The 21,491-nt window shown below is 63.8% G+C and carries 17 protein-coding genes and 3 tRNA genes; 9 read left to right on the top strand and 11 right to left on the bottom strand.

The genetic code is table 11. The annotated features are described in order from the left end of the window. Positions 1 to 99 precede the first annotated feature (99 nt). The 3 genes from AB3X94_RS16535 to pgi all read left to right on the top strand — a co-directional run bounded on the left by AB3X94_RS16535 (position 100) and on the right by pgi (position 5,192). Complete coding sequence (locus AB3X94_RS16535) at positions 100 to 1,395, top strand: FAD-dependent oxidoreductase (RefSeq protein WP_368612111.1); 1,296 nt, start codon at positions 100 to 102, stop codon at positions 1,393 to 1,395. 178 nt (positions 1,396 to 1,573) lie between these two features. Then, positions 1,574 to 3,229: an NAD(P)H-hydrate dehydratase gene (locus AB3X94_RS16540; RefSeq protein WP_176108597.1), complete on the top strand. Its 1,656-nt coding sequence runs from the start codon at positions 1,574 to 1,576 to the stop codon at positions 3,227 to 3,229. 340 nt (positions 3,230 to 3,569) lie between these two features. After that, a complete protein-coding gene (gene pgi, locus AB3X94_RS16545; protein WP_368612112.1) occupies positions 3,570 to 5,192 on the top strand; it encodes a glucose-6-phosphate isomerase in 1,623 nt (540 codons plus the stop codon). Between the two features lie 129 nt (positions 5,193 to 5,321). On the opposite strand, the gene AB3X94_RS16550 is transcribed toward pgi, so the two are convergent. Next, a complete protein-coding gene (locus AB3X94_RS16550; protein ID WP_176108599.1) occupies positions 5,322 to 6,008 on the bottom strand; it encodes an ABC transporter ATP-binding protein in 687 nt (228 codons plus the stop codon). Here AB3X94_RS16550 and AB3X94_RS16555 point away from each other — a divergent pair. Both AB3X94_RS16555 and AB3X94_RS16560 read left to right on the top strand, forming a co-directional pair. Further along, positions 6,007 to 6,711, top strand: coding sequence for an arylesterase (locus AB3X94_RS16555; RefSeq protein ID WP_176108600.1), 705 nt, complete (start codon positions 6,007 to 6,009; stop codon positions 6,709 to 6,711). The genes AB3X94_RS16550 and AB3X94_RS16555 overlap by 2 nt on opposite strands. A 118-nt stretch (positions 6,712 to 6,829) precedes the next feature. Beyond that, positions 6,830 to 7,171, top strand: coding sequence for a hypothetical protein (locus tag AB3X94_RS16560; RefSeq protein ID WP_176108601.1), 342 nt, complete (start codon positions 6,830 to 6,832; stop codon positions 7,169 to 7,171). A gap of 95 nt (positions 7,172 to 7,266) precedes the next feature. On the opposite strand, the gene AB3X94_RS16565 is transcribed toward AB3X94_RS16560, so the two are convergent. The 8 genes from AB3X94_RS16565 to tig all read right to left on the bottom strand — a co-directional run bounded on the left by AB3X94_RS16565 (position 7,267) and on the right by tig (position 16,466). Then, entirely contained in the window at positions 7,267 to 9,201 is a 1,935-nt protein-coding gene (locus AB3X94_RS16565; RefSeq protein WP_368612113.1) for a SurA N-terminal domain-containing protein, read from the bottom strand. Between the two features lie 86 nt (positions 9,202 to 9,287). Next, positions 9,288 to 9,364: transfer RNA gene (locus AB3X94_RS16570), tRNA-Asp, on the bottom strand. 47 nt (positions 9,365 to 9,411) lie between these two features. Beyond that, positions 9,412 to 9,487, bottom strand: a tRNA-Val gene (locus AB3X94_RS16575). 101 nt (positions 9,488 to 9,588) lie between these two features. After that, the gene (locus AB3X94_RS16580; RefSeq protein ID WP_008923411.1) at positions 9,589 to 9,861 is read right to left on the bottom strand and encodes an HU family DNA-binding protein; all 273 of its coding nucleotides are present in this window, start codon (positions 9,859 to 9,861) and stop codon (positions 9,589 to 9,591) included. 320 nt (positions 9,862 to 10,181) lie between these two features. Continuing rightward, positions 10,182 to 12,602: an endopeptidase La gene (gene lon, locus AB3X94_RS16585; protein WP_018432018.1), complete on the bottom strand. Its 2,421-nt coding sequence runs from the start codon at positions 12,600 to 12,602 to the stop codon at positions 10,182 to 10,184. A 201-nt stretch (positions 12,603 to 12,803) separates the two neighbouring features. Then, entirely contained in the window at positions 12,804 to 14,075 is a 1,272-nt protein-coding gene (gene clpX, locus AB3X94_RS16590; protein ID WP_013089402.1) for an ATP-dependent Clp protease ATP-binding subunit ClpX, read from the bottom strand. Positions 14,076 to 14,271: 196 nt separating this feature from the next. Continuing rightward, entirely contained in the window at positions 14,272 to 14,925 is a 654-nt protein-coding gene (gene clpP / locus AB3X94_RS16595) for an ATP-dependent Clp endopeptidase proteolytic subunit ClpP (RefSeq protein WP_013089401.1), read from the bottom strand. Positions 14,926 to 15,119: 194 nt separating this feature from the next. Beyond that, positions 15,120 to 16,466, bottom strand: a complete 1,347-nt coding sequence (gene tig, locus AB3X94_RS16600) for a trigger factor (RefSeq protein ID WP_176108603.1) — start codon at positions 16,464 to 16,466, stop codon at positions 15,120 to 15,122. A 457-nt stretch (positions 16,467 to 16,923) separates the two neighbouring features. Between tig and AB3X94_RS16605 the strand changes: the two genes are divergently transcribed. The 3 genes from AB3X94_RS16605 (at position 16,924) to AB3X94_RS16615 (ending at position 18,989) form a co-directional block, all read left to right on the top strand. Beyond that, complete coding sequence (locus AB3X94_RS16605; RefSeq protein WP_368612114.1) at positions 16,924 to 18,069, top strand: glycerate kinase; 1,146 nt, start codon at positions 16,924 to 16,926, stop codon at positions 18,067 to 18,069. Positions 18,070 to 18,132: 63 nt separating this feature from the next. Then, the gene (locus AB3X94_RS16610; protein ID WP_176108605.1) at positions 18,133 to 18,582 is read left to right on the top strand and encodes a MarR family winged helix-turn-helix transcriptional regulator; all 450 of its coding nucleotides are present in this window, start codon (positions 18,133 to 18,135) and stop codon (positions 18,580 to 18,582) included. Positions 18,583 to 18,701: 119 nt separating this feature from the next. Then, positions 18,702 to 18,989 (top strand): hypothetical protein, encoded by a 288-nt coding sequence (locus tag AB3X94_RS16615; RefSeq protein ID WP_176108606.1) that lies wholly within the window; start codon positions 18,702 to 18,704, stop codon positions 18,987 to 18,989. A 119-nt stretch (positions 18,990 to 19,108) separates the two neighbouring features. On the opposite strand, the gene AB3X94_RS16620 is transcribed toward AB3X94_RS16615, so the two are convergent. Further along, positions 19,109 to 19,195: transfer RNA gene (locus tag AB3X94_RS16620), tRNA-Leu, on the bottom strand. A 230-nt stretch (positions 19,196 to 19,425) separates the two neighbouring features. On the opposite strand from AB3X94_RS16620, the gene AB3X94_RS16625 reads away from it, so the two are divergent. After that, positions 19,426 to 20,262 carry a squalene/phytoene synthase family protein gene (locus tag AB3X94_RS16625; protein ID WP_176108607.1) on the top strand — a complete coding sequence of 279 codons (837 nt, stop codon included), beginning with the start codon at positions 19,426 to 19,428 and terminating at the stop codon, positions 20,260 to 20,262. 36 nt (positions 20,263 to 20,298) lie between these two features. Here AB3X94_RS16625 and AB3X94_RS16630 read toward each other — a convergent pair whose 3' ends face one another. Beyond that, positions 20,299 to 21,474 (bottom strand): DUF1501 domain-containing protein, encoded by a 1,176-nt coding sequence (locus AB3X94_RS16630; protein WP_368612115.1) that lies wholly within the window; start codon positions 21,472 to 21,474, stop codon positions 20,299 to 20,301. Between the last annotated feature and the right edge of the window lie 17 nt (positions 21,475 to 21,491).

The following is a 21,491-nucleotide window of genomic DNA, read 5'->3' on the forward strand; positions in this document are numbered from 1 at the left end:
AGATCGGCGCATGCGGCCCGGGCTTCACCCGGCGGCGCGCCGCATGTCACAGCCAGCGGGAACGCGCGCGAGCCGCCCGTCGGCACATCGAATCAGAGCATGGATGTCATCGTCATTGGCGGCGGGGTAGCGGGCGTCGCCACCGCTTATCAGCTGCGCGCGGCCGGCCACCGGGTATGCGTCGTCGAGCGTCACGCGACCGTCGCCCAAGGCGCCACTTACGGACAAGGCGGCACCGTGCTGCCGACGCCGCTCGACGTCTGGTTCGGCCCGACCTTCATGGCGAGCCGCTACAACGCGAAAAATGGCGTGATCAGCAAGACCGGCTTCAACGGCGCCGCGCGGCAGTTCAGCAAACAGCTCGGAGCATGGCAGGAACCTGCGGCGTTCGCTCGCCAGTACGGGCTGTTGCGGCCGCTGATCGAATCGTCGCGCGAGGCGATGGCCGACATCGAAGCCCGCTTCGGCCTCGAATTCGAACAGGCGAGCGGTCTCTTGTACCTCGTGCGCAGCGCGCACGAATGGGAGTTGAGCGCCGCTGCGCTCGATCTGCTGGGCCAATTCGAGGTGCCGCATCACGTGATGAGCCCGGCCGAATGCGCGGCGTTCGAGCATGCGGTGCCCATAGATCCCGAATTCGCCGGCGGCGTGCTGTTCGAGCACGAGCGCACCGCGAACTGTCCGCTTTTCACCAAGCTCGTCAAACAGGTGCTCGATACGCAGGGCGGCGTGCAGTTCATGCCTAATTGCGAGGTGACGGGCATCCGGCTCGAAAATCAACGTGCGGCGGTCGAACTGGCGCCGCGCGACAGCGCGCCCCGCTCGCGCGAAATCGACGTGGTCCAGGCCGACGCGGTTGTGGTCGCAGCCGGTTATGGCAGCCTCGCGCTGCTCGACCGCGCGGGACTCAAGCTGCCGCTGCATCCGCTGCGGCTGCATTCGCTGGTCGCGCCGATCGCGCACGAGGAATGCGCGCCGCATGTCGCGATCGTCGATGCGGTCAAGCGCATCGGCATCAGCCGCATGAACCATCGGTTGCGGATCGCGGGCGGCGCGGTGCTGCAAAGCGCCAGCCAGATCGACAAGCCGCTCGGCGAAGCGCTGACCAAGGAGGCGCTCGCGATGCTCGGCCAGGCGACGCACGACTGGATTCCGGGCGCCGCACGCATTTCGGCGGCACTGCCGTGGGAAGGCGTGAAAGTGCTGTCGCCGGACGGCTTGCCGGTGATCGGCAACGCGCTGCATCCGCGGCTTTTCGTCAACGTCGGGCATGGGCCCGCGGGCTGGGGTCTCGCCTGCGGCGCGGGCAAGCTCGTTGCGGAGCTGATGTCGGGGCAGACACCGACGTTGCCGCCAGACACGCTCGCGGCGTTGCGGCCGGAGCGGTTCCAGTAAGGTTTCGCGCTCTTCCGCGCGGGGATGGCGGGCTGACAGCCCGCTGTCGACACCGCGCGTTCATCGCGCCCCTCCCACCGCCAGCACCGAAACAGCCGCACGCCGTGCGCCTATCGGCACTACCATAGCGATTCCCCAGTCTGCCCGCCGCGCCGCGGGCGCACCGCCAGGTTTCGCCATGACAGACGCCGAAAACTCGCTGCTCACCCTTTTCGATCCGCTAACCACCCCACTCAGCGACCCGCAGCCGCTTGCGCTGCCGCTGCTGACGCTGACCGACTTGCGGATCGCCGAGTCCCAGGCCGCCGCGGCCCTGCCCGAGCACACGCTGATGGCGCGAGCCGGTCACGCGGCCGCGCGCTGGCTGCTCGAACGGATCGCCGCTGACACGTCGGTGACGAAATCGCAGCAGCGCGCATGGCTGGTCGCCGGTCCAGGCAACAACGGCGGCGACGCGCTGGTCGTCGCGACGGAACTGCACAAGGCCGGCATCGCCGTCGAAGTCTGCATGCCGGTCGAAGTGAAGCCCGCCGACGCGCGCTGGGCACTCGACGCCGCACGCGCCGCCGGCGTGCCGATCGACGCGGCGCCGCCCGCCTCGCTCGACGGCTATGGCTGGCTCGTCGACGGCATGTTCGGCATCGGTCTCGCGCGGCCGCTCGACGGCGTCTTCGCGACGCTCGCGCGGCAGCTGTCGCAGCGCACGAAGACGCGCCCGACACAAGGCGCCGTGCTCGCGCTCGATGTGCCCAGCGGGCTCGACAGCGACACCGGCGCGGTGATCGGCGGCAATGGCGCGGCGGCGGTCCATGCGACCCACACGATCACGTTCATCGGCGCGAAACCTGGGCTTTTCACCGCGCAGGGCCGCGACCTCACCGGGCGGCTGACGGTCGCACCGATCGGGCTCGCCGCAGGGATCAACGGCGGCGGCGGTGGCCCGGACGCCGCCACAGGCGCCCCCCGCGCCGCGATCCAGCTCAGCGCCCCCGACCTCTTCGGCCCGTTCATGCCCCCGCGCAACTTCGCGACCAACAAGGGCACCTTCGGCAGCCTCGCGGTGGTCGGCGGCGACACCGGCATGTGCGGCGCGCCGATCCTCGCGGCGCGCGCGGCGCTCTACAGCGGCGCGGGCAAGGTCCATGTCGCGCTGCTCGGCGAAGGCGCCCCGCCCTACGATCCGCCGCACCCCGAACTGATGCTGCATCCGATCGACACGCTGCCGCTCGATTCGATGGACGCACTCGCGGTCGGCTGCGGCATGGGGCATGGCGAACGCGCGACGCGCGTCCTGCACGACGTGCTGAAACTCGACGTGCCGAAGCTGTTCGATGCCGACGCGCTGAATCTGATCGCCAAAGACCCTGCGCTCGCCGCCGAACTCACCGCGCGCGGCGTGCAAGGCGATCCGTGCATCCTGACGCCGCATCCGCTCGAAGCGGCGCGCCTGCTCGGCGGCGACGCGGCGAGCGTGCAGCGCGACCGTCTCGCGGCCGCCCGTGCGCTCGCGGCGCGTTTCGCGAGCGTCGTCGTGCTGAAGGGCGTCGGCACGATCATTGCCGCGCCCGACGGTCGCCTCGCGCTGAACCCAACCGGCAACGCCGCGCTCGCGACGGGCGGCACCGGCGACGTGCTCGGCGGCATCATCGGCGCGCTGCTCGCGCAGCACCTGCCACGCTTCGAGGCGGCGCTCGCGGGCGTCTATCTGCACGGTCTCGCCGCCGATACGCTGACCGCGCAGGGCCAAGGTCCCGCGGGATTGACGGCCGGCGAGCTGGCACCGATGGTGCGTACCTTGCTGAACCGGCTGTTCTATTCGGCGACGCCTGCGTGACGGACCTGTCGTGCGCGGCTTATTAGCGGCGCCCGTTCAGACCGGTGAAACATCGCCATCCCAATCATTGCGAGCGCGCGCAACGCACTGCTGCCCCTCGCGCATCCCCGCTATACTGATTGCCTGCGCCGCGCGTCGGATCGACTGCGGGTCGCGGCGATACTCCAGCGGGCGCGTGCGCCGCCTCGCGTTTTCGCGAAGTTCACCCGCTTCGCGAAGTATCGTCGGCACCCGCTCGCGAACCGGCCCGCGTGGCATCGCTCTGACTGAATCGCCGCATCATTCTCGGCCGCGCTTCATGCGCGCGCCTTCCTTCGTGCCCCTTGGTTAGACGGACGCTATGACCCAGAACTCGCTCCCCTCCTGGTCCTCGCTGCAAACGCATTACGACACGATTCGCGATGCGCATCTGCGCGACTGGTTCGCCCCCGAGAACGATCCCGCTCCCACCCGCGCCGAACGCTTCACGTTCGCGGGCGGCGGTCTCGCGGCCGATTTCTCGAAGCACCGCATCACCGACGAAACCCTGCAACTGCTCGTGCAACTCGCGCGCGAAGCCGGCGTCGAAAAGCGCCGCGACGCGATGTTCGCGGGCGAAGTCGTCAACCCGACCGAAGGCCGCGCCGCGCTTCACACGGCATTGCGCGCAACCGACCCGAAGGCGCCGTTCTTCGCCGACGTGCAGGCCGAGCGCAAGAAAATGGCCGCGTTCGCCGAACAGGTTCGCAGCGGCGCGTGGACCGGCTACACCGGTAAGCGCATTCGTCATGTCGTGAACATCGGCATCGGCGGCTCGGATCTCGGGCCGAAGATGGTCGTGCACGCGCTGCATCATCTGGCGACGCCCGAGATCTCGACGCACTTCGTGTCGAACGTCGACGGCGCCGATCTGTACAACGTGATGCAGCAGATCGATCCCGAGGAGACGCTCGCGATCATCGTGTCGAAGACCTTTACGACGCTGGAAACGATGACGAATGCGCGCTCGCTGCGCGACTTTTTCATCCAGAAAGGCTGCCCGGAAAGCGCGCTCGCGAAGCACTTCGTCGGCGTGTCGGCGAATACGGCCGAAGTCGTCAAGTTCGGCATCGCGAAAGAGAACGTGTTCTCGATGTGGGACTGGGTCGGCGGACGGTACTCGCTGTGGTCGGCCGTCGGTCTGTCGATCATGATCGCGGTCGGCCCGCAACAGTTCGACGAGCTGCTCGCCGGCGCCAACGAGATGGACCAGCACTTTCGCACCGCGCCGCTCGAGAAGAACCTGCCGGTGCTGCTCGGCATGATCGGCATCTGGTATCGCAACTTCTTCGGCTCGCAGAGCTATCTGGTCGCGCCATATTCACAGGCGCTGCATTTCCTGCCGTCGTATCTGCAGCAGCTCGAAATGGAGAGCAACGGTAAGTCCGCGCGACTCGACGGCGCATTCGTCGACTATGCGACTTCCGCGGTCACCTGGGGCGAGCCCGGCACGAACGGTCAGCACGCGTTTTTCCAGATGCTGCACCAGGGCCCGACGATCGTGCCGATCGATTTCATCGCGGTGCTGACGCCCGAGCATCCGCTCGCGAGCCATCATCCGAAGTTGCTCGCGAACTGCTTCGCGCAAAGCGAAGCGCTGATGCTGGGGCGCACGCTCGATGAAGCGAAGAAGGTGGCCGGCCCCGACAAGCCGGAACTCGCGCCGCACCTGACGTTCCCCGGTAATCGCCCGACCGCTACGCTGCTGCTCGACGCGTTGAGCGCGCGCACGCTCGGCGCGCTGATCGCGCTTTACGAACACAAGGTGCTGGTGCAGGCGTCGGTGTGGAACATCAACCCGTTCGATCAGTGGGGCGTCGAGCTCGGCAAGATCCTCGGCAAGGTGGTCGAAGCCGATCTGGGCGCGGCGAGTGCCGACGTGAAGAAGCATGACTCGTCGACGTCGGCGTTGATCGCGCGGGCGCGGGCTGCATTGAAGCGCTGAGTGGAAGTTTGAAGTGCGCGATAGTGCGCCCTGGAAAAAACAAAGCGGGCTACGGCCCGCTTTGTTTTTGCTTCGACGGCCACATGATCGCGGCGGTACGTGAGCCCATGCCCGCGATCCGGCAGACCATTACGCGAGCCGCCCCGCTTCGATCGTCACCGTGGTGTCGCAACGCCGCGCGAGTTCGATGTCATGCGTCACGAGCACGAGCGTCGCGCCGTGCGCGCGATTCATCTCGAACATCAGATCGATGACCGCGTGGCCGGTGGCCGCGTCGAGGCTGCCGGTGGGTTCGTCGGCAAACAGGATCTTCGGGCGGGTGACGAACGCGCGAGCGAGCGCAACGCGCTGCTGCTCGCCGCCCGACAGCAGCTTCGGATAATGACCGGTGCGCTGCCCGAGCCCTACCTGTTCGAGCAGTTCACGCGCGCGCGCGGAGGCCTCGCGTGTGCCGATGCCGCCTTGCAGTTCGAGCGGCAACGTGACGTTTTCGAGCGCGGTCAGATGCGGCATCAATTGAAACGACTGGAACACGAAGCCGACCGCGCCGCTGCGCAATGCGGCGCGCCCGTCTTCGTCGAGCTCGCCGAGTTCGCGGCCGAGCAGCCGAACCGAGCCCGCGCTCGCGCTGTCCAATCCCGCGAGCAGCCCGAGCAGCGTAGACTTGCCCGATCCGGATGCACCGACGATCGCGACGCTGCTGCCGGCATCGATGGCAAGATCGATGTCATCGAGAATCGTGAGTTCGCCCGTCGCATCCTTAACCCTCTTGCACAAACCCCGCACTTCAATGACTGGATCAGTTCTGTTTGGCATGGTGAAGCGTTGGTTGAAAGTGCGCGCCATCGCCGCTCGCGCCGCGGCGCTGACTGCGGCATTCGGCGCGACCATGATGGCCGCCGCGCTGGTTTGGTTACCGTTGCAGGCTCATGCGGCGAATACGCCCGAACCCGCGAAGCCGGTGATCGTCGTGCTCGGCGACAGCATCTCCGCCGAGTACGGGCTGCCCCGCGATACGGGCTGGGTCGCGTTGATGCGTCAGCGTCTGGCCGAAGAGCGCATCGATTATAGCGTCGCCAATGCGAGCATCAGCGGCGACACGACGAGCGGCGGGCGCGCGCGTCTGCCCGCGCTGATGGAACGGCTCAAGCCGAGCATCGTGATCGTCGAGCTGGGCGCCAACGACGCGTTGCGCGGCGTGCCCCTCTCGACGACCGAGGCCAACCTGCGCACGATCATCGAACAGGCGCAGCAAGGCCACGCGAAGGTCGTGCTCGTCGGCATGTACGTGCCGCCCAATTACGGCCCCGACTATACGCAAAAGTTCCACGGTCTCTATGGCCAGCTGTCGAAGGAATTCCATCTGCCGCTCGTGCCTTTTTTGCTCGCCGGCATCGCGGATAATCCGGATATGTTCCAGGCCGATCAGATCCACCCGACGCAGCAGGCACAGCCACTGCTACTCAACAACGTGTGGCCCGCTGTCAAGCCACTCCTTCGCACAAGTTCGCCGCACTGAAACACCTGCTAACGACTTGTTTCCGGAACCTGGGGGAGCACGGATCGCCGAGCCGTTCGGCGCATGGGGCGTTCCGTACCACCCGGCTCAATCTTGAGCGACTCCTGAGGAGATAACGTTGAAATACTTACCGTTAATCGCTTTGACTGTTGCCATCTCGGCCTGCGCGGCTCAACCGCCGGCCGGGGTTCAGTCGGTGGGTCAAAGCCAGCAGCCGCCTCGCGCCGTCGCAACCTGCATCGCGCAGAAATGGGCGGATAGCTCACAACAGCAGGTCGTTTCGCAAAGTATCCTGGCCAACGATCAGGCCATGGACGTCTACGTCCCGGGCCAGCAACCGCCCAACGGCGCGGCAGCGGTGGTCCGTCCGTCGTATAGCGGCAAGGGCACGTGGGTCGGCTTCCGCGCAGGCGGCGCCGGCGCAAGCAATGCTACTGGCGCGATCAGCGGCTGTCTGTGAAACGGTCGTCCTGGGTGTAGATAGAAAAAGCCCCGCATTTGCGGGGCTTTTCTTTTGACCGGCAGGTAATGCCTACTGCGGCTTACTGCGGCGGCTTACTGGTCGGCCGTCTGCGCGGCGTTGTCGAGCGTGCCGTAGAACTGCACCTTCGAGCGCTCGCGCAGCGCCTTCAGATAGGCCTCGGCCTGCGACTGCGCGTCCACCTGCGCAATCTGCTGCTGCGCGACGGCGAGATGCTGCGCGTCGGTGGCCGCGGGCGGCACGATCTGGTTCACGCGATAAACCGCATAGCCGTCATCGCCGAGATCGACACCGACGTAGGCCGGCAACTTTTGCGCATCGACCTTGTAGATCGCGCTCAGTGCGGCAGGCGGCACGCCCTGCGCGTCATTGCGCGATACCTTCAGCGGCGACGAGAAACCGGCGGTCGCCTTCGATTTCTCGAACTCGGCCAGCTTCGCAGCGCCGTCCTTGTGCGCCGCTTCGTTCGCCTGCTCGGCGATGACCTTCTGACGTACCGCGTCCTTCACCGCGTCGAAGGCGGGCACGGCGGCGGGCTTGTAATCCGTCACGCGCGCGGCGATCAGCGTGTTGTTGCCGACGTCGATGGCCTGCGTGTTGTTGTGCGCCGATACCGAGTCGTTCGCGAATACGGCTGCGAGGAACTTCGGATTGTTCAGCGGGCTGTCGGGCGGCAGCTTCGCATCCGGCTGTGGCGTGACCGTCGCGGTCTGGATCTGCAGCTTGAACTTGTCCGCGGCCGGCTGCAGGCTCTTGGCCTTTTCATAGACCAGCGACGTGAAGGCTTCCGAGCCGTCGGTGAACGCCTTGCTCGCCAGTTGCGTCTTCATCTCCCTGGTGATCTGGTCTTTCACTTCGTCGAACGACTTCGTGACCGCCGGCTTTACATCAGTGACCTTGATGATGTGGAAGCCGAAGTCCGTCTGCACGATGCCACTGATTTCGTCCTTCTTCAGCGCGAACACCGCGTCGTCGAACGCCTGGCCGCCCGCGATCATGCCGCGGCCGAAGTAACCGAGATCGCCGCCCTTCGATGCCGAACCCGGGTCCTGCGAGCTCTGCTGCGCGATCTGCGCGAACTGGTCTGGATGCGCCTTGAGCTGCGCGAGCAACTCCTCGGCTTTCTGCTTCGCCTTGGCCTTGTCGGCCGCGCTCGCGTCCTTCGGTGCCGCGATCAGGATGTGGCTCGCGCGGACTTCACCTTCGGTGCGGAAGTGGGCGATGTTGTCGTCGTAGTATTTCTTCAGGTCCGCGTCGCTAGGCTGCACCGATGCGCCCAGCGTGGCCGGCGACATCACCAGATACTGGATCGTTGCGGTAGCGGGCGTCGCGAAGTCGTTGCGATGCGCGTCGTAATACGTTTGCAGTTGCGCATCGGTCGGCTGGATCTTCGCTTCGTAATCGTGCGGATGGAACGCGATGCCCTGCACTTCACGCTGCTGCTGGGCCAGCTCGGTCAGGTGCTGCGCAAGCGTCTTCGACGTGAACGCGCTCGCCGCGATGCTCGCGGGCAGCTGTTGCATCGCGAGGTTGTAGCGCATGCGCTCGTCGTACTGATCGGGCGTCATGCCCTGCATCGCGAGCAACTGCTTGTAGCGCTCGAGGTCGATCGAACCGTCGGGATTTTTCAGCGACGAAATCACCGGATCGGACAGCAGCGCACGGCGCACCGCGTCGTCCGATGCGGTCAGATGCAGACGCTGCGTTTCGTCGGCGAGCACACGCTGCTCGATCATGCCGTCGAGCATCTGGCGGCGGCGCTCCGGTGTGTCGAACGACTTCATGTCGAACTGTGCACCGAGCATCTGACGCCCCCGGTCGATCTGCTGGCGCATCGCGTCGTCGTATTCGACGCGGGTGATCTTGTGACCGTTGACACTCGCGACGTTTGCGCTTTCGTCAAAGAAGCCGCGGAAGCCCTGAATACCCACAAAACCCAACCCCGGCAAAATGACGAGGATGAGCATGAACATCATCAGGCGTTGGTGATTGCGGAAAAAATCGAGCATGCGTGAGGGATGCCAAAAACAGAACGCCCGATCTTACCTCAGCGGGCAACAAAAAAGGCGAACCGGAGTTCGCCTTTCGTGGATACTGGCGGAGTGGACGGGACTCGAACCCGCGACCCCCGGCGTGACAGGCCGGTATTCTAACCGACTGAACTACCACTCCTTTTACTGCGCTCTTGCTATTGAAAACACTGCCGCCGAATCTGAAACTGGTGGGTGCTGAGAGGCTCGAACTCCCGACCTACGCCTTGTAAGGGCGCCGCTCTACCAACTGAGCTAAGCACCCGTTTCGTGATTCAGTGCTTGATGTGTTTTCTGCCTTGCAGCCGCTCACCCGATGAATCGACGATGCAACCGGGTCAAGCAATTCCTCAAGCAGCAAGCCCGTTAGTTTAGCGCATCCTTCAGCGCTTTGCCAGGCCTAAATTTAGGAACTTTTGCCGCCTTGATTTTGATCGCGGCGCCCGTGCGCGGATTGCGCCCGGTGCGCGCCGTGCGCTTGCCGACCGCGAACGTGCCAAAGCCAACCAGCGTGACCGATCCGCCCTTCTTCAACGTGCTTTTGACGCCCGCGATGACTGCATCGAGCGCACGGCCGGCCGCAGCCTTCGAAATGTCGGCTTGCTGTGCGATGTGATCGATCAATTCCGTCTTGTTCATTCAAAACCCCCGTGAATGGTTATTGGCAATCGTGACAGTGCTTTCCAGCACCTCGCGCCACGCGGCTGGCGCTAACGCCAGGCCGCCCCATTAGAAGCGGCCGAAACCCTTGTGTCAACCGGGGTTGAGCCTGATCGAGGTGATTTTAGAGGGGCGCTTTCATCACAGTATGTTGCAGCGGAGAGTCTGGTGATGCGACACCGCGCCAAGGTCGTGCGGGCAATAAAAAACCCGCGGCCTTGACCGCGGGTTTTCTGCTTCAGCGAACAACAGCGCCGCTGGATGCTTTGACGCCAGCGCATTCAGATGCGCTTCGGACCTTAGTGCTTGACGACGTCCGTCGCGGCATCCTTGCCCGGCTCGGCACCAACCGGCGCCGAAGGCTTCGGTTCTTCTTCCGGCAACGCCTGCGGCACGCGTTCGAGCGCAAGTTCGAGCACCTTGTCGATCCAGCGGACCGGCACGATTTCGATCGCGTTCTTCACGTTGTCCGGAATCTCCGTCAAGTCCTTGACGTTTTCTTCCGGAATCAGCACCAGCTTGATACCACCGCGATGCGCCGCGAGCAGTTTCTCCTTCAGGCCGCCGATCGGCAGGACTTCGCCACGCAACGTGATTTCGCCCGTCATCGCGACATCGGCGCGCACCGGAATACCGGTCAACACCGACACCAGCGCGGTCGTCATCGCGATACCAGCCGAAGGACCATCTTTCGGCGTCGCGCCTTCCGGCACGTGGATGTGAATATCCTGCTTGTCGAACGCTTCGTCCTTGATGCCAAGACGACGTGAACGCGAACGCACGACCGAGCGCGCCGCTTCGACGGATTCCTTCATCACGTCGCCGAGCGAACCCGTGCGGATCACATTGCCCTTGCCCGGCATCACTGCGGCTTCGATGGTCAGCAGATCGCCGCCCACTTCCGTCCACGCGAGACCCGTGACCTGGCCCACCTGATTTTCCTTTGCGGCCAGACCGAAGTCGTACTTGCGCACGCCGAGGAACGTGTCGAGATTGCTACCGTCGACCTTCACCGCGCCTTCCGCCTTCTTCAGCAGAAGCATCTTCACGACCTTGCGGCAAATCTTCGACACTTCACGCTCGAGCGAACGCACGCCCGCTTCACGCGTGTAGTAGCGAATGATGTCGCGGATCGCGGATTCGGTTACATCGACCTCGCCATCCTTGAGGCCGTTGTTCTTCTTCTGCTTCGGCAACAGATAACGCTGCGCGATGCTGACCTTCTCGTCTTCCGTATAGCCGGACAGACGAATCACTTCCATCCGGTCGAGCAGTGGCGGCGGAATGTTCAGCGAGTTCGACGTCGCGACGAACATCACGTCCGACAGATCGAAATCGACCTCGACGTAGTGATCGGCAAACGTATGGTTCTGTTCCGGATCGAGCACTTCGAGCAGCGCCGACGACGGATCGCCGCGGAAATCCTGGCCCATCTTGTCGACTTCGTCGAGCAGGAAGAGCGGATTGCGCACGCCGACCTTGGTCAGGCTCTGCAGGATCTTGCCCGGCATCGAACCGATGTACGTACGACGGTGGCCGCGAATCTCGGCTTCGTCACGCACGCCGCCCAATGCCATGCGCACGAACTTGCGGTTCGTCGCGCGCGCGATCGACTGGCCGAGCGAAGTCTTACCGACACCCGGAGGCCCAACGAGGCACAGGATCGGCGCCTTGACTTTGTCGACACGTTGCTGCACCGCGAGGTACTCGAGGATGCGTTCCTTCACCTTCTCGAGACCGAAGTGGTCTTCGTCGAGCACGCGTTCCGCATTCGACAGGTCGTTGTTGACCTTGCTCTTCTTGCGCCACGGCAAGCCGATCAGCGTGTCGATGTAGTTGCGCACGACCGTCGCTTCCGCCGACATCGGCGACATCAGCTTGAGCTTCTTCAGCTCGGCGTCGGCCTTCTTCTTCGCTTCCTTCGGCATGCGGGCAGCCGTGATGCGCTTCTCGAGCTCCTCGAGATCCGCACCTTCTTCGCCTTCGCCGAGTTCCTTCTGGATCGCCTTGACCTGTTCGTTCAGGTAGTACTCGCGCTGGCTCTTCTCCATCTGACGCTTCACGCGCCCACGGATACGCTTTTCGACCTGCAGGATGTCGATCTCGGCTTCGAGTTGCGCGAGCAGATGCTCGAGCCGCTCGATCACCGGGAACATCTCGAGGATGTGCTGCTTCTGGTCGAGCTTGAGCGGCAGATGCGCGGCAATCGTGTCCGCGAGACGCCCGGCTTCGTCGATACCCGACAAGGAGGTCAGGATCTCCGGCGGGATCTTCTTGTTCAGCTTCACATACTGGTCGAACTGCGACACGATCGCGCGACGCAGCGCTTCGGTTTCAGCGCTGTCGGCGTGGTCGGGTTCGAGCGGCATGACTTCGCACGAGAACTGCGTTTCCTGTTCTTCGATGGAAAGCGTCTTCGCGCGCTGCAAGCCTTCGACGAGCACCTTCACGGTACCGTCGGGCAGTTTCAGCATCTGCAGGATGTTGGCGATACACCCTACTTCGTACATGTCCTTTTCGGTCGGCTCATCTTTCGCAGCCGTTTTCTGGGCGACGAGCATGATGTGCTTGCCGCCTTCCATCGCTGCTTCGAGAGCCTTGATCGACTTCGGGCGGCCTACGAAGAGCGGAATCACCATGTGCGGGAAAACGACTACGTCGCGCAGCGGGAGCAGCGGCAGCGTAATGCGTTCCGGCGGGAGGAGTTGGGTTCCTGACATTTCATTTCCCCATGAGTGGAATCAGTTCGTTCGATAGGTGAGGCCAGCAGAAAATATTGCAAGCCTCCGCGTGTGGGAAAAGTTCAGTGACTCCGAAGGTTCAGTGACTCCATAGTTGAGAACAACCAGCCTGACCACACGATAAACGAAAAAGCCGTTCACGTCGCCATGAACGGCTTTTTTGCAGAACTCGAAAGCCGATCAGTTCGAACCCGCGACCTTCGGCGCGTCTTCGTAGATCAGCAGCGGTTTGCCGTCGCCGTCGATAACGTTGTCATCGATGATGACCTTGCTGACACCTTTCATTTGCGGAAGGTCGTACATCACGTCGAGCAACGCCTGTTCCAGAATTGAACGCAGGCCCCGCGCCCCGGTCTTGCGGCGGATCGCCTTGCGCGCCACGGCCTGCAGCGCGGCCGGACGAATTTCCAGTTCGACGCGCTCCATGCTGAAGAGCTTGTGATACTGCTTGACCAGCGCATTCTTCGGTTCGACGAGAATCTTCATCAGCGCCGCTTCGTCGAGCTTGCCGAGCGTGGCAACCACCGGCAGACGGCCGATCAGTTCTGGAATCAGGCCGAACTTGATCAGATCTTCCGGTTCCACTTCACGCAGCACTTCACCGGCATCGCGGTCCTGCTTGCTCTTCACGCTGGCGCCAAAACCGATGCCAGTCTTCTCGGTACGGTCGACGATGACCTTTTCCAGGCCGTCGAACGCGCCGCCGCAGATGAACAGGATGTTGGTCGTATCGACCTGGATAAAGTCCTGGTTCGGATGCTTACGGCCACCTTGCGGCGGCACCGACGCCATCGTGCCTTCGACCAGCTTCAGCAGAGCCTGCTGCACGCCCTCGCCCGACACGTCGCGCGTGATGGACGGGTTGTCGGACTTGCGGCTGATCTTGTCGATCTCGTCGATGTAGACAATGCCGCGCTGGGCCTTGTCCACCTCGTAATTACAATTCTGCAGCAGCTTCTGGATGATGTTCTCGACATCTTCACCGACATAGCCGGCTTCCGTCAGCGTGGTCGCGTCGGCGATCACGAACGGCACGTTCAGAAGGCGCGCGAGCGTCTGCGCGAGCAGCGTCTTGCCGGAGCCGGTCGGGCCGATCAGCAGGATGTTGCTCTTCGACAGCTCGATTTCGTCCTTCTTGTCGAGATGCTTGAGACGCTTGTAGTGGTTGTAGACCGCGACCGCGAGGATTTTCTTCGCACGTTCCTGACCGATCACGTACTGGTCCAGAATTTCGCGGATTTCCTGCGGAGTCGGTAGGTCGGACTTGGACAAGCCCGCCTCGATGCCCGCGCCTGCAGCCTCGTCACGAATGATTTCGTTGCATAGATCGATACATTCATCGCAGATGAATACCGACGGGCCAGCAATCAGTTTCTTGACCTCATGCTGGCTCTTGCCGCAAAACGAGCAATACAACAGCTTTTCGCTGTTAGAACCTTTCTTGTCCGCCATAGATGTGTGAGCCTCCGGACACCGGATTACATAATACGCCGTTTGCCCCCGCCACGCAGTTTGGGCGCGGCAGAGCTAGTGAGCAGGATAACGGCGCTTGCCGCAGACGCCCGGACGGAAGTTGAACATTCACCACCGGCCCGATGACGGTTTTGCCGCAACAGTGGGCAAAACAGCGTGGCAAAACCGTACCAGGTCAAGGACGTTTGTGCGCCACTTGGTCAACAAGGCCGTACGCCTGCGCGTCATCGCCAGACATGAAATTGTCGCGGTCGGTGTCACGCGCGATGCGCTCAACGGGCTGACCGGTGTGATGCGCGAGCAGATGATTCAGTCGATCCTTCAGGTACAGGATTTCGCGCGCCTGGATTTCGATGTCCGATGCCTGACCGCGCGCGCCGCCGAGCGGCTGGTGAATCATCACGCGCGAATTCGGCAGCGCGAAACGCTTGCCCTTCGCGCCGGCCGCGAGCAGGAACGCGCCCATGCTTGCCGCGAGCCCCATGCAAAGGGTCGAAACGTCCGGCTTGATGAACTGCATCGTATCGTAGATCGCCATACCGGCAGACACGGAGCCGCCCGGGCTGTTGATGTAGAAGTAGATGTCCTTGTCTGGATTCTCGCTTTCGAGAAACAGCATCTGCGCAACCACCAGGTTGGCTGTCTGGTCGTTCACTTCGCCTACGAGGAACACAATGCGTTCCTTCAGCAGACGCGAATAAATATCATACGAACGCTCGCCCCGGCCGCTCGTTTCCACGACGATCGGCACCAGACCGAGTGCCTGCGCTTCGAGATCCCGGGACGACTGGGAGGTCAACGTGTCCAGCATTTGGGCGCGAAAGGTCATGCAATGGATCCTTGTCTGGAAATATTCTGAATATTAGCTGCTAGACACAGGTTGGTGCGACGAGCCCGTATTCAAGTGCCGTCTTTGTGTGCACCCACGACCGGGATCCGGTACGTCACACACTCTCGCGGCGCAAAAAAACGGCGTGCGGGCCGTCGGTCGCTCCGACAGCCGGCACGCCGTTGCAGCGACGCTTACGATTGCGCCGTTGCGCTTGCCAGTTCCTCGAAGCTCACTTCCTTGTCCGTCACCTTGGCCTTGCTGAGGACGAAGTCGACGACGTTGGCTTCAACGACGTACGCTTCCATTTCAGCAAGACGTTGCTGGTTCGAATAATACCAGCGGACGACTTCCTTCGGGTCTTCGTAGCTTTTCGCGAATTCGTCGACTTCGGCACGGATCTGCTCCGGCTTCGCCTGGAGTTCGTTCGCCTTGACGAGCTCGGCCAACACGAGACCCAGCTTGACGCGGCGCTCGGCCTGTTCCTTGAACATCGCAGCCGGGATCGGCGCGTCCTTCGCGTTCGGCACGCCACGCTGCTCCAGATCCTGGCGAGCCATAGCGACGAGGCGTTCCTGATCCTGTTCGATCAGCGCGTTCGGCACGTCGAGTTCCGAGATCTTCAGCAGCGCGTCCATCACCTGATTCTTGACGATGGCTTGCGTGCGGCGCTTCGCTTCGCGCTCGAGGTTGTCCTTGATTTCGGCGCGCATCTTGGTCAGATCGCCGTCCTGGATACCGAGCGATTTCGCGAATTCGCCATCGACTTCCGGCAGATGCGGCCATTCGATCTTCTTCATCGTGATCGTGAATTGCGCCGTCTTGCCCGCCACTTCCTTGCCGTGGTAGTCGTCCGGGAACTTCAGGTCGAATTCCTTCGCTTCGCCGACCTTCAGGCCGAGCGCCGCTTTTTCGAATTCCGGCAGCATGCGGCCTTCGCCGAGGATGAAGCCGAAGTCTTCGGCGCTACCGCCCTGGAATGCTTCACCGTCGATCTTGCCGACGAAGTCGACCGTCACTCGGTCGCCTTCTTTGGCGGCCGCGTCCGCGCCGCCGTCGCCGTGCTCGCCGGCTTCGCCGCGAGCGTGGAAGTGCACGCGCTGCTTGCGCAAGATGTCCAGCGTGCGATCGATTTCCGCTTCGCTGATGGTGGTCGTGGTGCGCTCGATTTCAGCCGTGGCGACGTCGCCCAGCTTCACTTCCGGGTACACCTCGAAGGTCGCGTCGAACGCGTAGCTGCCTTCAGCGGCGTCGGTCTTCGGCGCGAAGCTCGGCTGACCCGCCACACGCAGGTTCTCGGCGCGGCTGATGTCGAAGAATTCCTTGCCGACCTTGTCGCTCAGCACTTCGGCTTCCACCTGGCCCGAATACTGTTGCGTGACCATCTTGAGCGGCACCTTGCCCGGGCGGAAACCCGGCATGCGCACGTTCTTCGCGAGTTGACGGATACGCGAATCCACTTCCTTCTGCACGGCATCCTTCGGCAGGGAAATCGTCACGCGGCGTTCGAGCTTGCCGAGGTTTTCAACAACGTTAGCCATGGCTTCAATCGTCCTAAAATTATTCGAGCGAATCAGTTATCTTCTCCGTGCTGCCCGTCGATGTCGCTTCGCATCGATTTGCGCCGATTGCATCGATCACGCACCTGCGCCGCGGGCTTGCAGGCCGCCGGCAGCACGGTTGAGTCCAAAGAGCCGAATATTTTAGCAAACTATTTGCGCGCCAAGCCGGGATTCGATGAATGCATCGAGTTTTCCCTTCATTCTGCGCGTTTTGCGGGGCATTTTCGGGTTGTTTTGGCACAGCAAGCGTGGTTTGTCTCTGGCGTCGCTATCCGGTTTGCAGCGATCCCGCCTATGCCTTTCGACATATTCAGCCGACGCCCCCATGCTGATAAGCTAACGCACTCGGTCGGGCCACCACCGCCGGTCACCAGCAGCCGGTCGCTTCATCGGCGCCAGCAACCGCTTACAACGACTCAAACCTCTCAGAGACACCATGCCGAATTCGTCGCCCTCGCCTGTCGTCGTCATCGCTCCCGATTCATTCAAAGGCTCGCTCAGCGCGGAAGAGGTCGCGCAGGCGATCGCAGCCGGCATCCAGCGTGCACGCCCCGACGCAAGCGTGCGCATTTGTCCGATGGCCGACGGCGGCGAAGGCACGCTCGACGCCATGCTCACGAGCGGCGGCGAGCGCCGCACGCTTAGTGTGCGCGGCGCGGCCGGCCCGACGCGCGCGGCGCTCACAGGCCTGCTCGCGGATGGCAGCGCAATCATCGAAACGGCGGAGATCGTCGGCATTACGGACCCAGTCGGCATGGGCGTGCCGGTCGAGGCGCGCAGCACGCGTGGCATGGGCGAAGCGATTCGCGCGTTGCTCGACGCCGGCGTGCGGCGCTTTTTCGTCGCGCTCGGCGGCAGCAGCACGAACGACGGCGGCGCCGGCTTGCTGACCGGCCTCGGCCTGCAACTGTTCGACGCGCAAGGCAACGCGCTCGAAGGCACGCCCGAGCAGCTTGCACGCGTGGCGCGGGTCGATGCGTCGCTACTCGACGCGCGGCTTGCCGACACGCAGTTCGTCGGTATGTCGGACGTCGACAATCCGCTGACCGGCGAGCACGGCGCGACCGCGATCTTCGGACCGCAAAAAGGCGTGAAGCCCGAACAGGTCGTACCGATCGACGCGGCGCTCGCGCGCTTCGCCGATCTGCTCGAAGCCGCGCTCGGCCACAGCGCGCGCGACCTGCCGGGCGCGGGCGCGGCAGGCGGTCTCGGCTTCGCGTTGCATATGCTCGGCGCGCAGTTCGAGCCGGGCGCGGAGACCGTCGCGCGGCAAATCGGCCTCGACGCGGCGCTCGCCGGCGCCGACTGGCTGATCACCGGCGAAGGCCGCTCCGACGTACAGACGCTGCATGGCAAGGCGCCGTTCATCGCGTGCGCGCATGCGCGAGCCGCGGGCGTGCCCGCTACGCTGCTGTCGGGCGCAGTCGACCCCGCCGCGCTGCCACGCCTCGCCGAACACTTCAGCGGCTGCTTTTCGCCGGCGCCCGGGCCGATCACGCTCGACATCGCGATTCGCGACGCAGCGCGCCTGCTCGCCAACGAGGCCGAGCAGTTGACGCGGCTGAAATACGGCGTGCGTTGACCCGCGAAACGGTTGCCGCAACAATCACAGCGCCACGACCGTTCCACACATCACGGGGTGACCATGAAGGACTCCGCCAAAGCCGGGCTCGAGCAACTCCTCACGTATCGTCTGCATGTTCTGAACAAACTGGCCGAGCGCGGCATCAGCGCGCGCTATGCGGCGAAGCTCGACGTAACGCTGCCTGAAGCGCGCGTGATTGCGTCGGTGGGATCGTTCGGACCATTCTCGATCATGGAACTGGCACGTCATGCCAATCTGGACAAAAGCCAGGCGAGTCGCGCAGCCGAAGCGCTGATCCGGCAGGGACTCGTGCAACGCGAGACGAGCGCCGCGGACGGCCGCGTCGTGCTGGTCTCGCTGACGCAGGAAGGCCGCGCGCTGTATCGCAAGGTGATGCCGATCGCGCGCAAGTGGAACGGCGATATGTTCGACTGTCTCGACGAAGAAGAAAGGGCCGCGTTCGGCGCGGCGCTCGACAAGGTAATTCGCGCGATGAACGCGCGGGAGTGATCACCCGCGGCGCACCGGCCACATTTGAAGAGCGCCGTTTCACGGCATTGGGCGGCGCGTGTCAAAATTGAGCATTGGCCAACGTGCCTTCACCCTCTTTTTCATCCAGGGACGTTTCAGTGGACATCAACAAACAGGTCGCGGCACTCACCGCGTCGGAACTTCAGACCGCCGGCGCGAGCCAGGCAACCGCAATCGCGGTCAGCGTCGTGCTGCGTCATCTTCGTTCGCCGGAACTGGCGAAACTTCTGTCGTCGGCATTTGAAAATCATCAGGCCGTGATGCTGCAAACGCCGTGGCCGGACCAGATGCTGCAAGCGTTCGAGTCGACGCGCCGCTTCCTCGAAGGTGCCGCGCAAGCGGAGTTGCCGGGTTCGCAGCAAGCGCCGGGAACGCCGGGCGCCTAAGTCGCGCGGCCGCAATGACAGGCCGCGGGGCAACCCTGCGGCCTTGCAGAGACCGTGCAGCAAAGAAAAAACCCCGTCGGTCCGAAGACTTGACGGGGTTTTTCTTGACTACCGATAAATGGTGCGAGGGAGGGGACTCGAACCCCTACACCCTTGCGGGCGTCAGGACCTAAACCTGGTGCGTCTACCAATTTCGCCACCCTCGCAGCCGGGTACGCCGCGATGCGTCGTGCCCGATTGTCCTGTGCACTTCCATGCGCGCCAAACACGTGCCCGAAAGCGTAAGCGCGAGATTCTAACCGATTGATTCGCGCTTGTCTGCACCCAGCGGTATCTGCGCGCGCGGCGCCGATGCTACAATTTTCGGCTCGTCGAGACGGGCGCCGCAACGGACGCCAGCGCCCTTCTCGCCAGCCCTTCCCCACACTCTCATCCCGTGAATTTCGACGACTATTGCCAGCAGAAAGCGGCGCCCCCAGGATCGAGCACCTACTATGCGCTTCGCCAGGCCCGCGCAGCCAGTCAGCCGCTGTTGACGGCGCTCTTCGCATTGCGTCGCGAGTTCGAGGAAACGGTCAAGGAGACGAGCGATCCCGCGGTCGGCCGCACCAAGCTCGCGTGGTGGCAGAAAGAAATCGCCGCGCTCGCCGCGGGCTCGCCGTCGCATCCGGTGTCCAAGGCCCTCGCGGCCTATCTGCCCGACGCGCAGGCCGAGTATCCGGCTCTGCAGGAATTGCTCGCGGGCTTCGAGATGGATCTCGACCAGGCACGCTATCTCGACTATCCGAACCTGCGGCGCTATGTGCGCGGGGTCGGCGGCAATTTCGCGTCGCTGGTGTCGCGCGCCGCGGCAGCCGGATCGGCCGACGATGCCGAGCAAGCGTCGACGTGGGCCGCTCCGCTCGGCGAGGCGCTGATGCTCGCGCAGTTCGTCGCCGAAACCGGCAACGATGCGCGGCACGGCCGCATCTACGTTCCGATCGACGAGATGCAGCGCTACAACGTCACCGCCGCTGATCTGATCAACCGCAAATACACCGATGCGTTCACCGAGCTGATGCGCTTCGAGACGCATCGCGCGCGCGATGCCGTGCAGAGCGCGCTCGCCGCGGTGCCCGCGAGCGCGCGGCGTGCGCAGCGCACGCTGCTCGCGCTCGCGGCGCTCGCGTTGGCGTTGCTCGATGAAATCGAGCGCGACGGTTATCACGTGCTGCATCAACGCATCGCGTTGACGCCGATCCGCAAGCTATGGATCGCATGGCGCGCGAAGTAGCGTGACAGCGAGGCGCGTCGATTCGCTCCCATCCGCTCACGCCCGCAGCAATGGCAGCGGCTCGAATCGCTGTCGCAGAATCGTCGACGCGTCCAAGCCCCACCAGGGCCCGAGCACCGTCGCATAAATCTGGCGAAAATCCACGCCCACCGGCAGGTTGCCATTTCCGTCGAGCCGCGCAAGCATCGGCGGTACGCCATACAAACCGCCCCGCACGCGACCACCCGTCACGAAGTGCGGCGCCACCGTGCCGTGATCGGTGCCGTTGCTCTCATTCTCGCGCGGACGGCGCCCGAACTCCGCATGCGTCATCACGAGCGTATCGTTCCACCGGCCCAACTCGACGAGCGCGGCCTGCATCGCCACCATCCCTTGCGCGAAGTGTTGAAGCAACGCGGCGTGCTGTCCGCGCTGGTTCTGGTGCGTATCGAAACCGTTCAGCGTTAGCCGGATCCCGGCCACACCTCGGCCGCTCGACGACTGCTCCATTGGCGCGCGTCCGGCGGCAGTTATCTTCAGGGTGTCCGAAGCGGCCAGCACCTGCATCGCCGTTTTGATCGAACTGCCGAACGCGCCATCAGGAAACGCGGTCTTCAACTCAGGCACCGGCGTCGCGAGTCGCAAGGTCCCGACGAACTGCGTGCGATTGACCAGCGCGATCGCGCGCGCGCCATTTGCGAGCGGCCCCATTTCGGCGCTGCCGATCACGACGCCGTCGGCCGCGAAATCGAAGGGCACCGGCTTCATCGCGAACGCGCGCGTGAGCCAGCCGTCGCGCAGATACTGATCGGAGCGTGACGCGGTATCCCAGATCTCGATCGACCGGAAATGCGACAGGTTCGGCTGCGCGTAGCCGACACCCTGCACGATCGCGAGTTGCCGGCTGCGCCATAGCGGCATCAACGGCTGCAACGCTGGATGCAGCGCGGTGCGCTCGTCGAGGTGGATCATCTGTTCGCGTTTGATGCCGATGTTTTTGCGCAGCGCGTAGTACGCGGGATCGGCGAACGGGATCACGGTGTTCAAACCGTCGTTGCCGCCTTTGAGTTCGATCAGGATCAGCAGGTTGTCGTAACCGCGCCCCGGCACAACCGACGCTTTCGATGCATCCCGCCAATGCGCAGCGTTCGCGTCCTCCGCGGCGAGCGCGCGAGGCAAACACAGCAGTGCGCCGGCGGCCGCGCTCATCGACAGAAAGCTGCGTCGTTTCATGCTGCACCTCGTCGTGA

The sequence above is a fragment of the Paraburkholderia sp. BR10923 genome (genome assembly GCF_040948765.1).
In the GTDB taxonomy this organism is placed as follows: domain Bacteria; phylum Pseudomonadota; class Gammaproteobacteria; order Burkholderiales; family Burkholderiaceae; genus Paraburkholderia; species Paraburkholderia youngii.

What these genes read in the sequence shown, in the direction of transcription:
- AB3X94_RS16605 (WP_368612114.1), top strand. Translation starts at nt 16,924, where the DNA reads ATGCCGAATTCGTCGCCCTCGCCTGTCGTCGTCATCGCTCCCGATTCA.
- AB3X94_RS16555 (WP_176108600.1), top strand. Translation starts at nt 6,007, where the DNA reads ATGGTGAAGCGTTGGTTGAAAGTGCGCGCCATCGCCGCTCGCGCCGCG.
- AB3X94_RS16550 (WP_176108599.1), bottom strand. Translation starts at nt 6,008, where the DNA reads ATGCCAAACAGAACTGATCCAGTCATTGAAGTGCGGGGTTTGTGCAAG.
- AB3X94_RS16580 (WP_008923411.1), bottom strand. Translation starts at nt 9,861, where the DNA reads ATGAACAAGACGGAATTGATCGATCACATCGCACAGCAAGCCGACATT.
- AB3X94_RS16630 (WP_368612115.1), bottom strand. Translation starts at nt 21,474, where the DNA reads ATGAAACGACGCAGCTTTCTGTCGATGAGCGCGGCCGCCGGCGCACTG.
- AB3X94_RS16610 (WP_176108605.1), top strand. Translation starts at nt 18,133, where the DNA reads ATGAAGGACTCCGCCAAAGCCGGGCTCGAGCAACTCCTCACGTATCGT.
- clpX (WP_013089402.1), bottom strand. Translation starts at nt 14,075, where the DNA reads ATGGCGGACAAGAAAGGTTCTAACAGCGAAAAGCTGTTGTATTGCTCG.
- AB3X94_RS16535 (WP_368612111.1), top strand. Translation starts at nt 100, where the DNA reads ATGGATGTCATCGTCATTGGCGGCGGGGTAGCGGGCGTCGCCACCGCT.
- tig (WP_176108603.1), bottom strand. Translation starts at nt 16,466, where the DNA reads ATGGCTAACGTTGTTGAAAACCTCGGCAAGCTCGAACGCCGCGTGACG.
- pgi (WP_368612112.1), top strand. Translation starts at nt 3,570, where the DNA reads ATGACCCAGAACTCGCTCCCCTCCTGGTCCTCGCTGCAAACGCATTAC.
- clpP (WP_013089401.1), bottom strand. Translation starts at nt 14,925, where the DNA reads ATGACCTTTCGCGCCCAAATGCTGGACACGTTGACCTCCCAGTCGTCC.
- AB3X94_RS16565 (WP_368612113.1), bottom strand. Translation starts at nt 9,201, where the DNA reads ATGCTCGATTTTTTCCGCAATCACCAACGCCTGATGATGTTCATGCTC.
- AB3X94_RS16540 (WP_176108597.1), top strand. Translation starts at nt 1,574, where the DNA reads ATGACAGACGCCGAAAACTCGCTGCTCACCCTTTTCGATCCGCTAACC.
- lon (WP_018432018.1), bottom strand. Translation starts at nt 12,602, where the DNA reads ATGTCAGGAACCCAACTCCTCCCGCCGGAACGCATTACGCTGCCGCTG.